Origin of the sequence: Acinetobacter chengduensis, from assembly GCF_003664645.1 — a bacterium.
GTDB classification, from domain to species: Bacteria; Pseudomonadota; Gammaproteobacteria; order Pseudomonadales; family Moraxellaceae; genus Acinetobacter; species Acinetobacter chengduensis.
In genome coordinates this window covers 17332-32284 of sequence record NZ_RCHC01000022.1, presented here as the reverse complement: position 1 = coordinate 32284, position 14953 = coordinate 17332, and the positions used below count along the sequence as shown (strand labels likewise).

The 14953-nt window shown below is 41.1% G+C and carries 14 protein-coding genes; 6 read left to right on the top strand and 8 right to left on the bottom strand.

All coding sequences use genetic code 11. The features are described 5' to 3' along the window. Positions 1-44 precede the first annotated feature (44 nt). The 4 genes from gyrB to dnaA all read right to left on the bottom strand — a co-directional run bounded on the left by gyrB (position 45) and on the right by dnaA (position 6309). Positions 45-2513: a DNA topoisomerase (ATP-hydrolyzing) subunit B gene (gene gyrB / locus D9K81_RS15740; protein ID WP_120375790.1), complete on the bottom strand. Its 2469-nt coding sequence runs from the start codon at positions 2511-2513 to the stop codon at positions 45-47. Positions 2514-2562: 49 nt separating this feature from the next. After that, a complete protein-coding gene (gene recF / locus D9K81_RS15735; protein ID WP_120375789.1) occupies positions 2563-3645 on the bottom strand; it encodes a DNA replication/repair protein RecF in 1083 nt (360 codons plus the stop codon). Between the two features lie 23 nt (positions 3646-3668). Continuing rightward, complete coding sequence (gene dnaN / locus D9K81_RS15730; protein ID WP_120375788.1) at positions 3669-4817, bottom strand: DNA polymerase III subunit beta; 1149 nt, start codon at positions 4815-4817, stop codon at positions 3669-3671. A 112-nt stretch (positions 4818-4929) separates the two neighbouring features. Next, the gene (gene dnaA, locus D9K81_RS15725) at positions 4930-6309 is read right to left on the bottom strand and encodes a chromosomal replication initiator protein DnaA (RefSeq protein ID WP_120375787.1); all 1380 of its coding nucleotides are present in this window, start codon (positions 6307-6309) and stop codon (positions 4930-4932) included. Between the two features lie 659 nt (positions 6310-6968). Here dnaA and rpmH point away from each other — a divergent pair. The 5 genes from rpmH (at position 6969) to mnmE (ending at position 11080) form a co-directional block, all read left to right on the top strand. Beyond that, entirely contained in the window at positions 6969-7103 is a 135-nt protein-coding gene (gene rpmH, locus D9K81_RS15720) for a 50S ribosomal protein L34 (RefSeq protein WP_000831329.1), read from the top strand. Between the two features lie 30 nt (positions 7104-7133). Beyond that, the gene (gene rnpA, locus D9K81_RS15715; protein WP_120375786.1) at positions 7134-7529 is read left to right on the top strand and encodes a ribonuclease P protein component; all 396 of its coding nucleotides are present in this window, start codon (positions 7134-7136) and stop codon (positions 7527-7529) included. A 9-nt stretch (positions 7530-7538) separates the two neighbouring features. After that, positions 7539-7859, top strand: a complete 321-nt coding sequence (gene yidD, locus D9K81_RS15710; RefSeq protein ID WP_120375785.1) for a membrane protein insertion efficiency factor YidD — start codon at positions 7539-7541, stop codon at positions 7857-7859. 5 nt (positions 7860-7864) lie between these two features. After that, positions 7865-9631, top strand: coding sequence for a membrane protein insertase YidC (gene yidC / locus D9K81_RS15705; RefSeq protein WP_120375784.1), 1767 nt, complete (start codon positions 7865-7867; stop codon positions 9629-9631). A gap of 93 nt (positions 9632-9724) precedes the next feature. Then, a complete protein-coding gene (gene mnmE, locus D9K81_RS15700; RefSeq protein WP_120375783.1) occupies positions 9725-11080 on the top strand; it encodes a tRNA uridine-5-carboxymethylaminomethyl(34) synthesis GTPase MnmE in 1356 nt (451 codons plus the stop codon). A gap of 80 nt (positions 11081-11160) precedes the next feature. Here mnmE and D9K81_RS15695 read toward each other — a convergent pair whose 3' ends face one another. Then, positions 11161-12345, bottom strand: coding sequence for an MFS transporter (locus D9K81_RS15695; RefSeq protein ID WP_120375782.1), 1185 nt, complete (start codon positions 12343-12345; stop codon positions 11161-11163). A gap of 122 nt (positions 12346-12467) precedes the next feature. After that, positions 12468-12734 carry a metal/formaldehyde-sensitive transcriptional repressor gene (locus D9K81_RS15690; RefSeq protein WP_120375781.1) on the bottom strand — a complete coding sequence of 89 codons (267 nt, stop codon included), beginning with the start codon at positions 12732-12734 and terminating at the stop codon, positions 12468-12470. A gap of 363 nt (positions 12735-13097) precedes the next feature. On the opposite strand from D9K81_RS15690, the gene D9K81_RS15685 reads away from it, so the two are divergent. Then, positions 13098-13799: a DsbC family protein gene (locus tag D9K81_RS15685; protein WP_120375780.1), complete on the top strand. Its 702-nt coding sequence runs from the start codon at positions 13098-13100 to the stop codon at positions 13797-13799. A gap of 84 nt (positions 13800-13883) precedes the next feature. Here the strand turns inward: D9K81_RS15685 and D9K81_RS15680 are convergent, their stop codons facing one another. Together D9K81_RS15680 and hpt are read right to left on the bottom strand one after the other, a co-directional pair. Then, a complete protein-coding gene (locus D9K81_RS15680) occupies positions 13884-14141 on the bottom strand; it encodes a GlsB/YeaQ/YmgE family stress response membrane protein (RefSeq protein ID WP_120375779.1) in 258 nt (85 codons plus the stop codon). 176 nt (positions 14142-14317) lie between these two features. Continuing rightward, the gene (gene hpt, locus D9K81_RS15675) at positions 14318-14845 is read right to left on the bottom strand and encodes a hypoxanthine phosphoribosyltransferase (protein WP_117007997.1); all 528 of its coding nucleotides are present in this window, start codon (positions 14843-14845) and stop codon (positions 14318-14320) included. Positions 14846-14953 lie beyond the last annotated feature (108 nt).

Here is a 14953-nt window from a genome sequence, read left to right as displayed (position 1 = left end):
AAGCACCCACATAGGGTGCTTTTTTTAAGATCTTGAATTGAACATTAAGCATCAATATCTGCGTTTAAGGCATTCTCTTCAATAAAGGCACGACGTGGTTCCACATCATCACCCATTAAGCAAGAGAACATACGGTCTGCTTCAATGGCATCTTGCACAGTCACTTGTAGCATGTTGCGGTTTTCTGGGTCCATTGTGGTTTCCCAAAGTTGCTCCGCATTCATCTCACCCAAACCTTTATAGCGTTGGATCATCATGCCACGGCGAGAGTCTTGCAAAATGTGTTGCCATACTTGATGGAAAGTGTTTACCGCAATTTTACGATCGCCTTTTTGCAAGTATGCGCCATCTTCAAGCAACGTGAACCAGCTACGAGAATTTTTCAATAATCGAGCGTATTCACCAGAACCTAACAGACCAGCATCTAATAAATATGGATGCGGTAAGTTATGAATATAAATCGTAATACGAGGCAAATAGGTTTCAACTTTTTGACCATCTGCCAGCTCTTTCTCAAACACTTCAAGCGTTAACTCTGGACGCAAGCTTGGCTGTTTTTGTGCAATAGCAGCACAAATTTGTTCGCCCCATTGCTCCACATAAGCACGATCCACAATTTGATCTAGCTTAAAGCCTTCCACAGCAATCAACGCGTCCAATAAACTTGCTGGATAACGTACGGTTAAACGGTGCAAGCTCTTTTGTGAAGTTTGATAATCTGCAATCACTCCGGCTAAAGCTTCACCACGAATGGCTGGCGCTTCTGCACTTACGTGAAGTTCGAGCTCATCAATCGCATTTGAAATCAAATAAGTTTCAAGCGCATCGTTATCTTTGATGTACTGCTCTTGCTTACCTTTTTTCAACTTGTACAACGGTGGCTGTGCAATATAGATATGACCACGTTCCACAAGCTCCGGCATTTGACGGAAGAAGAATGTCAGCAATAAGGTACGAATATGCGAACCATCGACATCGGCATCGGTCATGATGATGATTTTGTGGTAACGCAATTTATCTGGGTTATATTCTTCACGGCCAATACCACAGCCCAATGCAGTGATTAAAGTACCCACTTCAGCAGATGAAATCATCTTGTCAAAGCGTGCACGTTCCACATTCAGGATTTTACCTTTCAGTGGCAGAATCGCTTGCATTTTACGGTTACGGCCTTGCTTTGCAGAACCGCCCGCAGAGTCACCTTCGACCAAGTACAATTCTGAAAGTGCAGGGTCTTTCTCTTGGCAATCTGCCAATTTACCTGGAAGACCTGCAATATCAAGCGCACTCTTACGACGTGTCATTTCACGTGCTTTACGCGCCGCATCACGCGCACGTGCAGCATCAATAATTTTGCCAGCAATTGATTTAGCCGCTTGTGGGTTCTCTAAGAGATATTCAGAGAACGATTTATTCATGGCCTGCTCAACTGCAGTTTTAACTTCGCTCGACACCAATTTTTCTTTGGTTTGTGAAGAGAATTTTGGATCTGGCACTTTAACCGAAACAATCGCCGTTAAGCCTTCACGCGCATCATCACCAGAAACCGCAACTTTCTCTTTTTTGAGTAAGCTTTCGCTTTCCATGTAGCTATTTAAACCACGCGTTAAGGCAGCACGGAAACCAGCTAAATGCGTACCACCGTCTTTTTGCGGAATATTGTTGGTAAAACAACGTACATTTTCTTGATAGGTATCATTCCATTGCAACGCAACTTCAACACCAATGCCATTTTCTGCTTGGGTGGTGAAATGGAAGATTTCATTCAGATGTGTTTTGCCCTGGTTAATGTATTTAACAAACTCAGACAAACCACCTTCGTAATCGTACACGTGTTCTAAGTTAATACGCTCATCACGTAAAACAATACGTACACCCGCGTTTAAGAAAGATAACTCACGTAAACGACGTGCCAAAATATCCACATTAAAAATCGTTTGGCTAAACGTTTCTGCACTTGGATAAAAACGTACAGTTGTGCCTGAAGTCTCTGTGGTACCTGTTTCACGTAGCTTATAAACAGGATCACCATGGTGATATTCTTGTTCGTAGGTTTTACCCGCACGACTAATATTTAACAGTAATTTTTCAGATAAAGCGTTTACAACCGAAACACCAACGCCGTGTAAGCCACCAGAAACTTTATAGCTATTGTCGTCAAACTTACCGCCCGCATGCAGAATGGTTAAAATCACTTCTGCTGCTGAAACACCTTCTTCAGGGTGAATATCAGTTGGAATACCACGGCCATTATCTGACACGCTGACCGATTCATCTTCATGGATTGTGACAAGAATTTCATCACAATGACCTGCTAAAGCTTCGTCGATTGAGTTATCAACGACCTCAAACACCATGTGATGTAAGCCTGTACCATCGTCAGTATCACCAATATACATGCCTGGACGTTTACGAACAGCATCTAGGCCACGCAATACTTTGATACTAGAGGAATCATAAGCTTTTTCATTGGTTTGTTCTGTATTAGAGACAGATTGCTCTTCTGAACTCATGGTTTCTCCCTAGTGAAAAATAGGTCTATCCCAAAAAATGGGTAAATCGTCATTGCACAGCAAGCTGAACGCTACCGTCTTTAACATTGAATAATTGATAAGAAATAGACAAATCATGCAGGTGCTGTTGCACTGAGTCACAATCTAAAGTGGTAATAAAAACCTGGCTACCAAGTTGGCTTAATCGCTCAATTAAACGTTGTTGTGCGGTTAAATCTAATTCTGCTGTAAGATCATCTAATAATACCACAGTTTCCTTATTACACGCATGTAGCATTGCAATCTGTGATAGTTTTAGCGCCATGATCAGAAGCTTTTTTTGCCCTCTCGATAGCACCACATCAGCATCCCCCATCGGGGTTTTTAAACGTAAATCTGCCCGATGCGGACCATACTCGGTATAGCGCCTTTCTAAATCTTTATAATGCGAATTGGTCAAATCATTGAGCAACCCAGTTTCACTATGGAAGCCCGCACTGTATTCCATGCAAATTTCTAGATTAGGCAACAGTTGTGCTAAATCTTGTTGTAAATATTCCTTCCACTGTTCCACAACAGCTTGACGCTGGCGATGCAAAATTTCGCCATAATCACTCAGCATTTGGTTCCACGGTTCTAGGTCGCTGAGACTTAAATTGCGCTGTGCTTTTAATAAACTATTGCGTTGTTTGAGTGCCCGTGAATAGTATTGCCAAGCAGGATAAAATTCGGGTTCCACGTGGAACATCATCCAATCCAACATTTGTCGTCTGGGTTTTGCACCATGATCGATAATATCGCTACTTTGTGGATCAATCAGTTGTAAAGGTAAGATTTTGGCCAATTGACCTTGGGTTGCAACCAGATCACCATTCACCTTAATCAACTGCTCACCACTTTGCATTTTTTGCATTCCGATTTTATCGCTATCAGATTGCGCAAAAACAATGGCATCAACACAGGTATTTTGAATATAGTTTTTGGGAATATGCGTGCGAAATGAACGCCCTGTTGCTAACAAATGAATGGCTTCCAAAACAGAGGTTTTACCTGAACCATTTTGGCCATAAAAGACATTAAACGGCTGCAATCCTGAGAGTGCAACCGTTTTTAAGTTCCGTACACGTTCAATATGTAAACGCGTAATATGCATATAAATGGGCGTCTAAAACTTAATTAAACACGCATTGGCATCACAACGTAAGTCTGATCTTGATGCAATGGATCTTGTACCAATACAGACTGGTTCGCCTCAGTCATGGTCATCAACACATCATCACCATCAAGCACACTCAGTACATCTAACAAATACTGTGCATTAAAAGACATTTCCATCGACGCATCTGAATATTGAATCGCTAAGTCTTCAACAGCTTCGTCTTGCTCTGGGTTATTCGCACGCAATTGCAATGAATCTTCATTAAAATGTAAGAATACACCGCGAAGTTTTTCATTACTTAAAATCGCAACACGTTGCAATGATTGCTTAAATACATCATGTGCAATGCGTACATTTTTATCGCCACCACGTGGAATCACACGACGGTAGTCTGGGAATTTACCATCAATCAATTTGGTCGTGAAACGCACCATAATGTCGTATTGTTCTTTGTCGCGGCTTGGAATGCGAATAGTCACATTTAACAATTCACGGCCAATTAACAAAGCCAATTGTTCATCTTCAACACTCAACAAACGCTGTAACTCACCCACTGCCTTACGCGGTGCAATTGCTTGAACTAACTGTGTAGCATTTGAAGTCGCAGTCGTTTCGCACAACGCTAAACGGTGGCCATCTGTAGTTACTGCGCGTAATTGATTCTGATCAATTTCCAACAAGGTACCCGTTAAGTAAAAACGTACATCTTGCACAGCCATTGCAAAGGCTGTTTTTTCAAATAAACGTTTTAATTCACGTTGTGTAACGGTAACTTCTGTACCTTGTGTATTTTCAGTGGTCAACAATGGATAGTCTTCTGCAGGTAAAGTACCCAACACAAAACGGCTATTGCCTGATTTTAAAATACAACGTTGATCTTCTGTGATTTGCAAATCAATCAAAGCTGCTGAAGGCAATGATTTACAGATATCCACCAACTTACGTGCAGGAACTGTCGTCTCACCCGCTTGTAAGCATGCACCTTCAGATAAAGTAGTCGATGCAACCAGTTCCACTTCAAGGTCAGAACCTGTAATGGTCAGAGCTTGCTCAGTGACTTGGATTTTAAGATTCGATAAAATGTTGAGGGTATGGCGACGTTCAACCGCTCCTACGACATGTGATAGAACATTCAGTAAGTTTTCTTTCGCGATTTTTAAACGCACGATGCATTCCTCTAAAAACTGAAGATTAAGAACAAATAAAATTAATTTTTTAGCAGTGTACTATGCGGCAGTTATAGCCACATTGCAAGAATAGAATTTAACCAAAAATGCTTTAGCTTTGCAGCAAGCGTAACAGGTTTTTGTAATCTTCATTGAAGATTGGATCTTCCTCACGCAAGCTCTGAACTTTTTCACATGCATGCATCACCGTACTGTGATCACGCCCGCCAAAAGCCATACCAATTTCAGGGAAACTATCCCCTGTTAACTCACGTGCAAGGCCCATCGCCAGCTGACGAGGTCGCGCATAAATACGTGTACGCTTCGGACCAACCAGCTCCTTTAATGGAATTCGGAAGTATTCACTTACCACACGCTGAATATTTTCAGTACTGATGGTACGCGCACGAATCGCCAAAACATCTTTTAAAGATTCACGCACAACATCCAAATCAATTGGCGTACCTTTAAAACGTGAAATCGCAACCACTTTGTTTAAGGCACCTTCTAGCTCACGAACATTGGCGACCACTTGCTGCGCAATAAACAAAGCACAATTTCGCGGTAATTCCACATCATTGCTTTCGGCTTTTTTTAACAAAATTTCAATTCGAGTTTCAATGTCTGGTGGTTCCACACCCACAGATAAGCCCCAAGAAAAACGTGAAACTAAACGTGGATCGAGTTCAGTCAGCTCTTTGGGATAACGGTCCGAAGTTAAAATAATTTGTTTCGATTCATCTAATAAAGCATTAAAGGTATAGAAGAACTCCACCAAACTAGCTTCTTTACCTGCAAGCAAATGAATGTCATCAACCAACAACAAGTCTAATGAACGACAATTCTTTTTAAACTCTTCAACCTTACCTTGTTGTAATGAGCTAACAAAGTCTTGAACGAAACTTTCAGCCGTCATATACATGACACGTGCATTCGGCTTAGCTTGCAATAAAGCATTACCTACAGCTTGCATTAAATGCGTTTTACCTAAACCTGTCGGTCCATATAAAAATAATGGATTATGCTGTGATTCACCCAATTGCGTCAGAACTTTACGACACGTTTCTGCAGCCATTTGGTTAGAACGACCTTCAACAAATAGCGAAAAACTAAATAAAGGGTTTAATTGACGCTTACGAATCTGTTTCGATCCGCTGTCTTCGCGTTCTTTTTTAGCTTTGGCAACTGGTGCTGGGCTAGCTGATAAAGCAGCTGTCGTTGTTGCAGGCTGTTCACTGGCAGATAAAATTGCGCCAGGACGAGAATCCACCTGAATTTCAACTTTACGTACCCGACCTTCAGACAACTGCTCAGCTAAAATTGTAATTAACTCGAGATGATGCTCTTGTATATAACGTGTCCAATATGGATTGGGTGCATATAAACGTAAAGTGTCTTCTGACTCTTCAGCCACCAACGGACGGATCCACATCGTAAAGACATTTCCCGAAAGCTCTTGTCGCAAGCGATTTAAGCAGTCTGTCCAAAGCATGTGAAACCCCTATTCATTCCATTGTGCCAATAAAAAATATGCTAGCCCGCAAAGCGGGTCGCCATTCTAACCAAGTTATCCACATCTGTCATGAACAATTCAGCAGAAATTAATCAAATAAGCCATTTTTGAAAGATAAATTTAAATTTAAATCCAGTGTGGATAAGTTTATCCGCAAGCTGTGGATAAAATATAGCATAAAGTTATCCACAATGTATCAAAAAAATAAAAACATAGTTATCCACAAACCAAGTAAATGTTTTATAAGATGTAAAATAGGATTTCCACAGAAAAAAAGCTCCCTAATAGTAATAAATTTAAATTTATAAATTTGAATTTATTTATAAGATCACGATTTTCTGGGGATAAATCAGAGCATGTTTTAAATTCAAATTTCAAACAAGGAGTGAATTTAAATTTAAAGCGATTTGTGGATAAGTTTGTGGTTAAAGCTGTTAGTATCTTATTTGTCTTTAATAAACAATATTATAGCTTGTGTGTAAAACTTTATATAATTGAAAACATCTTTTTTGTTTTCATCACTTTTATTCTCTTAACTTAATTTGTTTTTTAAAGAAAGTCGGTTTTTAATTGACAGCTCAAGCAATGAGCACTAAAATCGCGAACCTTCATAGAAAGATCATTTTTGGAGTTTCGATATGAAACGTACTTTCCAGCCTTCTGAACTTAAACGTAAACGCGTTCATGGCTTCCGTGCTCGTATGGCTACTAAAGCTGGTCGTCAAGTATTAGCTCGTCGCCGTGCAAAAGGCCGTCATAGCTTAACTGTTTAATTTGTTAAAGCTATACACGACTTGGGTGTTATGACAACACTTTATGGGTTTAGCACAGATGTTCGCATACACTGTGCTGACGACTATAAAAGTGTGTTCGATGGTGCGCTTTTTAAAGTGCATCAGCCCCATCTCTTATTTCTTGCGAAATTTTCCGAACAGCCTAAAAGCCGTTTGGGTATTGTTGTTGCTAAGAAAAAAGTACGTCGTGCACATGAAAGAAATAGAGTAAAACGTCTGGCTCGCGAAAGTTTTCGCTTGCATCAGCAGCAATTAGATGTATTGGATATTGTGGTGATGCCTAAAGTAGGTATAGAAGCAGTCCCAAATGCAGAATTGCATCAGCAATTACAATTTGCTTGGCAAAAGCTTCAACGTATTGCCAAAAAGCATTCAAAAACAGCTCCCTCCTCACAGAAAAAGTAGAGGCAACCAATGGTACGTCTACTGCATTGGTTCATTCGTTTCTATCAAATCGTGATTAGTCCCTTACTCGGGCCTCGTTGTCGCTATATTCCAACCTGTTCTCAGTATTCTTTGGAAGCAATCCATCGGCATGGTGCTGTGCGTGGTGTCTGGCTGTCTGTTCATCGTATTTGTCGCTGTCATCCTTGGGGTGGCTCAGGGTATGACCCAGTGCCTGCCAAAGCAGTTCGTTTTATTTCATTTCAGCAAATAGATTCTCAAACGCGTCACGTTGTTGTACCCTTTCGTGATCGTTTATTGAACCAAAAACACTCTAACCACTTGGGGTAATAGATATGCAACAATGGGCCAGGATTGCCATTCTAGGAGCCATGTTTGTTGTCGCTTATTTGCTCATTTTGGCGTGGCAAAAAGATTACGGTCATGCAGAAGTAAAAGCACAGCCAACCGCTGCTGCAGTTTCGCATGAAGTATCAGCCGATTTGCCAAATGCTCAAACAGCGGCGTCAGCGACCACTGATGTGCCACAAGCAAATGTGCCAGCACAACAAACAGCAGATGCAACAGCACCAGTAAGCCAACAGCTTATTTCTGTAAAAACTGACCTTTATCATCTTTGGATCAATCCAAAGGGTGGTGATATTGTTCGTGTTGAATTACTCAACCATGACAAGAATAAAGACAGTGATCAACCTTTTGTAATGCTTGAAAGCGATGTAAAACGTACGTATGTAGCGCAATCAGGCCTCATTGGTCTAAACGGCCCAGACAGTAGCCGTGCAGGACGCCCATCTTATGAGATTGAAAAATCTGCATATACTTTAGCTGATGCAAAAGCATCTAAAGATAAAGATGGTAAAGAGGTAAAAGTCCTTACTGTACCAATGGTGTATAAAACTGCAGATGGCGTTGAAGTTATCAAGTCATTTACCTTCACTCAAGGTGATTACCCGATTATCGTAAATCACAAAGTTGTGAACCGCAGTGCACAAAATTGGCAAGGTCAAATGTTTGGTCAAATCAAACGTGATAATTCAGAAGATCCAGGTAAATCGGATCAAGGGATTTTCACTTTGGGCACCTTCCTTGGTGGCGCATGGGGTACACCAGATGAACATTACAACAAGCTAAAATTTGCCAACTTTAATGATGAAAAATTGAATGTTGAAGCAAAAGGCGGTTGGGTTGCTGTCGTACAACATTATTTTGTAAGTGCTTGGATTCCAGGCGAGCTTAAATTAACGCAAGCCAATGGTCAGCCTTATGTTGCGAAGTTAGAATCACGTAAAACCTCTGATGATATGAACATCATTAGTTTTACTTCGCCAACAATTAATGTTCCTGCGGGTACGGTTGCTGAATTAGATGCGACATTCTACTCAGGACCAAAAATTCAGTCTGAATTAAAAGATTTGGCGGTCGGTTTAAACCAAACTGTTGATTATGGTTGGTTATGGCCAATTGCGAAGCTTTTATTCCTTGGCTTGCAGTTCTTCCACGGTTTAGTGGGCAACTGGGGTTGGTCAATTATTTTATTGACGATTCTGGTGAAATTAATTCTTTGGCCGTTGTCATCTAAGAGCTATCGCTCTATGGCGAAAATGCGTGTGATTGCGCCTGAAATGCAACGTATGAAAGAAGAGTTCGGTGAAGACCGGATGCGCTTCTCTCAAGAAATGATGGCTTTGTACAAGCGTGAGCAAGTGAACCCACTTTCAGGGTGTTTGCCATTGTTATTACAAATGCCGATTTTCCTAGCGTTGTATTGGGTATTGATGGAGTCTGTTGAACTTCGTCATGCACCATGGTTAGGTTGGATTCAAGATTTATCTGCAATGGACCCTTGGTTTATCCTGCCATTGTTGATGGGCTTGACTATGTTTATCCAGCAAAGTTTGAACCCTCAGCCTGCTGATCCGATGCAAGCGAAAGTGTTCAAAATCATGCCAATCATCTTTACGGTATTTATGTTGTTCTTCCCAGCAGGTCTAGTACTGTACTGGATCTGTAACAACAGTATTACGATCTTACAACAAGGCCTGATTAACAAAGGTGTTGAAAAAGACCGTTTAAAACGTGAAGGCGCAGATTCAGCAAACTAAGCAGTGCTGATGGGCTGAATAAATCCGCTTAAGATGGTAATCTTAGGCGGATTTTTCTTTGCTTGTAATTTGAGATTTTTTTAGGTGAATGTTATGCAAAACCGAACCACTATTGCTGCCATTGCAACCCCGCCCGGTCGCGGTGGTGTCGGTGTCATTCGCCTATCTGGGCCAAAATCGTATGCCATTGCAGAAGCGTTGTGCAAGTCTGAATTGCCTAAAGCGCGTTATGCTGGCTTTCGTAAGTTCTTAGATGTTCATGGCGAGATTATGGATGAAGGCTTGGTGATTTGCTTTCCAAATCCGCATTCTTTTACGGGTGAAGACGTGGTTGAGTTGCAAGGTCATGGTGGGCCTGTGATTCAAAATGCACTACTTGCACGCTTACTTGAATTGGGCGCTGTGGCTGCCAAAGCGGGTGAGTTTTCCATGCGTGCCTTTGAAAATGGCAAAATGGACTTGGTGCAAGCAGAAGCGATTGCCGATTTAATTGATGCCAGCTCACAAGTGGCTGCACGCTCAGCGGTGCGTTCTTTGCAAGGTGCGTTTTCGACCAAAGTCAATGCGGTGTTAGAAAACCTGATTCATTTGCGTTTACATGTAGAGGCTGCCATTGATTTTCCAGAGGAAGAAATCGATTTTTTGGCCGATGGTAAAATTTTAGGCCTATTGGATGAGGTCAGTGCATCTGTGAGCGCTGTGCAACAGTCTGCACGTCAGGGACAGTTGCTCCGTGAAGGCCTACAGGTGGTGATTGCAGGTAAACCCAATGCAGGTAAGTCCTCTTTACTGAATGCGCTAGCAGGTGTTGAACGCGCTATTGTCACCGATATTGCAGGCACGACGCGTGATGTTCTACATGAGAAAATTACGTTGAATGGTTTGCCGATTACCTTAACTGATACTGCTGGCCTACGTGAAACGGGTGATATCGTTGAGAAAGAAGGGATTCGTCGTGCAATTAAAGAAATTGAGCAGGCGGACTTGTTACTTTTGGTGTATGACTTAAGTCAGGGTGAAGACCCATTGCAATTGGCGCAAGATTATTTTGCAGAACATATTGAACCTAAGCGTTTAATGCTGATTGGGAATAAATGTGATTTAACCGCAACGGCGTCAGCATTGAGTGATTATCAAGGCTTTCGACATATTACGGTCTCTGCCAAGCAAGAAACTGGCGTTCAGGTGCTGATAGATGCTGTTACAGCGCATGCAGGCTTCCAGCCCGAAGAAGATACCTTTATTGCACGAACACGCCATCTAGACGCAATGAAGCGCACTCAGCACTATCTTGCTGAAGCACGTGAACAATTGGTGGTTTACCATGCAGGTGAATTGGTCGCAGAGTCGCTACGCCTTGCGCAAAACGCACTGGGTGAAATTACTGGCGACTTTAGTGCTGATGATTTATTAGGCAAGATATTTGGTTCGTTCTGTATTGGTAAATAATACAGCGACATTGCGATTCTAGTATCTCAATAAAAGCCCTCAGATGAGGGCTTTTATGATGTTGAAAAACAGATCTGAGTTTAGTGCTGTAGTGGCGTATTCATACGACGTTGGCAGATGAGTAAGCTAAGGCATAGTGCACCCACTGAGATACAAAAGCCGAGAATACCGATCGTGAAGCCAAAGTGATCCGAAAGATAGCCAACAGCTAAAATTGGTAAAATGGTGCCCAAATAGCCGATAAAAAGATAAGTCGACATTACGGCAGCTCTATTTTCGGTAGTTGTCATGCCGTGAATCATGCCAAATGCGCCCAGTAAGCTCAAACCGTGTCCCATACCAGCAACAATCACACTAATGAAAAATAGCACGCTCCAGTGCATAGAAACGCAGAGTGATAACAGAATATACCCCACGATCAGTGAACACAGGCCAAATTTGAGTGCCTTGCGCGGTACCATTTTTTTAGCTGAGTACTGTGACAGTGCCGAGACCAATAAAATGCTGGCAATAGATGTACCACTGACCATCGGGCCATGCCATGGAATAATATCTTTTACAAATGAGGGTGCTAATGAGGCAAATAAACTAAAAGATGCGAATGCACTAAAGGCCGCAAAACCTGCGATATAAAACAGGCCATGATATTTTTTTGCTGGTAATTCGAGATGTGGTGCAATTGAAAATGGCTGTTTTTCCGTAATCACATGCTTCACAGTAAAAAGCCCGATTAAGCACAGAATCGCACCCGCGATAACAGGAAGATAAGGTGTGATGAGTGGCTGGACAGAAAACTGCGCAATCACACCGCCAATCAATGGACCTAGTCCAAAACCGATGACAGTAATTATTGAACTGAGTTGTGGTGCGCTCTGCTTGTGACTATTTGGGATAGTATAAATCAGACCAAGCATAGCTGATGTGCTGATGAGGCCTGAGGCGATCCCAATGAAAAAACGTGCAACAGATAAACACAGCGCATTTGGAGCGATGGCAGAGAGTGCTAAGCCCACAATCACAAAAACCATGCCTGCCTGTAGTGTTTTAAGGAAGCCAAAGCTGTTGCTAGCGCGTCCTAAAAACAGCAGTGTTGCCATGCAACCAAACATATAGGCCACAAAAATATAAGTGATATGGCTTGGCAACAAATGCCAAAGTTCTTGATACATAGGGTACAGTGGGCTGGCCAGCGCAGTGCCGATAGTTCCCATAATCAGGGCAAGGCTCACCATCAAAAATGGGTGCCAAGATTGAGAATTTGTCATGAAGCAGATCGCATCTACAGGCTCATTTCTGCCTATAAAATGCAGAGCATGAGAAAATGGGTGGGTGTACGGTCAGTGTACTGGTGATCTGCCTCTAGGGTCAATTTATCCTGTGTAAAATCTTAGTTGTACCGTTTCAGGAGTTTCATAAATTCAGCTAATTCTTCTTCATTGGTTTCGGTCTGTGTACCAATCACATGATGGCGTAAATGTGATTCAATTAATTCATTCATTAAGCCATGTACGGCGCCTTTAATGGCTGCAACTTGCTGAAGTACGGCGATACATTCGGCATCAGGTTGTTGTAGCGCCTGTTCTACCGCATTCATTTGGCCTTGTAGTCGTTTTACACGGTTTAAAAGCTTCTTATCGTGGTGTAAATGGCTCATCTTTTATATCTCAAACAATATACTATAAGGGAGTATATGAAGAATCAGGTTAAATGAACAAGCCCCTTTATTGTTCTTTTATACTGAAGGTATTGATGTTTATATCTTTATAAGTGTTTGTTATAAAATGATTTTAAAATATTTTTTAGCTATAACATTATTGAATTCTTAAAGTTGTGCGGTTCCACTTTATTAAATACCTAGAACATTTTACTTGTATTTAGCATATTAAAATTCGAAGCATCAACATGCTATGTTCCACGTGAAACGATGTTGTTTTTGGGTAAGTATTTGAAAATAAACTTCGAATTGCCTAAAAAATAACAGTAGAATCTTCAACATAAAAATGACTTGGTGAACACAATGATCAAAAAGACCTGTGCCTTAATTATTGCGGGTGTAATGTCGCAGTGGGCGTTGGCAGATGCGGCTTCTGTACAAGCTTTACTGGTAAAAAACTATCCCGCATTAAATATTGAGCAAGTGAAAAAAACTGAAGTTCCAGGTATTTATAGTGGTTATGCTGGAGACACGGTTGTTTATATTAGCGAAGATGCCGAGTATGTATTGGCAGGTAATATGATTCGCCTGAAGGATCAGGAGAACTTAACCAAATCACTTATGTACCGTCCAGGACAAGTGAACTGGAAAGCATTGCCACTAAAAGATGCAGTTAAAACTGTGCGAGGTACTGGAAAACGTCAGTTGGCGATCTTTTCTGACCCCAATTGCCCGTATTGCAAACAACTTGAAGTAGAGCTGAATAAACTAAATGATGTAACGATTTACACATTTATTCTGCCTTTGAAGTCACAATCTGTGGCGCCATCTAAACAAGTTTTTTGTGAAAAAGATCCTGCTTATGCTTGGAGTAACTTGATTAGCAAAGGCGTACAGCCGACGAGTAGCAAGAGCTGTGCAAACCCAATTGAACGAAATATTCAATTGGCACGTACTTTAGGTGTAAATGGTACACCTGCCATTATTTTTGCTGATGGTGCGAAAATGTTAGGGGCTTATCCTGCTGCAGAGATCGAAGCGCGCTTAAAGCAAATTGGTCAATAAGCTGAATATTGAGCTGAAGCAAACGCCATAAAAAAATACCCGTGTAAAACGGGTATTTTTTTATCTACTTCGTCTATTTGCGTTTTAAGCATTGGATTTTTTGGTGACCATATTATAAATGAACAAAATAATGATTGCGCCAATGACTGAGGCAATAAAGCCCGCCGCCGAATTTTCACCGTAAATTCCTAATAAGCGACCGCCATAAGTCGCAAGTAGTGAACCTGCAATACCCAGTAAAGTCGTTACGAGAAAACCGGCTTTATCTTCACCTGGGTGAATGGCACGTGCAATTAAACCAGCGATAAAACCAATAACAATTGCGACAATGAGTGACCACATAAGTGAGCTCCTTTTCTTATCATCTATTTGTTTTACGTCATGTTTCTATTTTATCTTGAGTCAATATGCTGGGTTTAAATAGTTGAATTTGGCTAATAAGTGTTGTTTTTTTGTTCAAAATAAACATGGAAATAAAAAAAAGTGGCCGAAGGCCACTTTTAAATATCTGTTCTAAATTACAGACCAATTTCACCAATAAATGGAATGTGGCGATATTTTTGATCGTAATCTAAGCCATAACCCACAATGAACTTATCTTCAACTTCAAAACCTAAAAAGCGAACATCTAAATCAATTTCACGACGTGAAGGCTTGCTTACTAAAGTACACAATTCAATTGAGTTTGGCCCACGTGTTTCTAAAATTTCTAACACTTTGCTTAATGTATTGCCTGAGTCGATAATATCTTCAACCACAAGCACATCTTTACCACGAATTTCGCCGTCTAAATCTTTTAAAATTTTCACGTCACGTGTTGATACTGTACCACTGCCATAGCTTGATACCGTCATAAAATCTAATTCATGAACTTTGCTAATCGCACGGCATAAATCTGCCATAAAAATAACAGACCCACGTAACAGACCCACCAGAACTAATTCTTTATCACTGTTAGCATAGTGCGCATCGATTTGTGCACCTAGTGCTTTAACTTTGGCTTGAATTTCTTCAGTGGAGATCAACACGCTCATTTGAACTGTCATGGGTAGATACCTAAAATACAAAAATAAAAAAGGCGTTGACCAGCAACACCTAAAAATATCTCTTAATTTTAATACAACTTGCATGCCCTTGCATTATTTTTTCTGTTG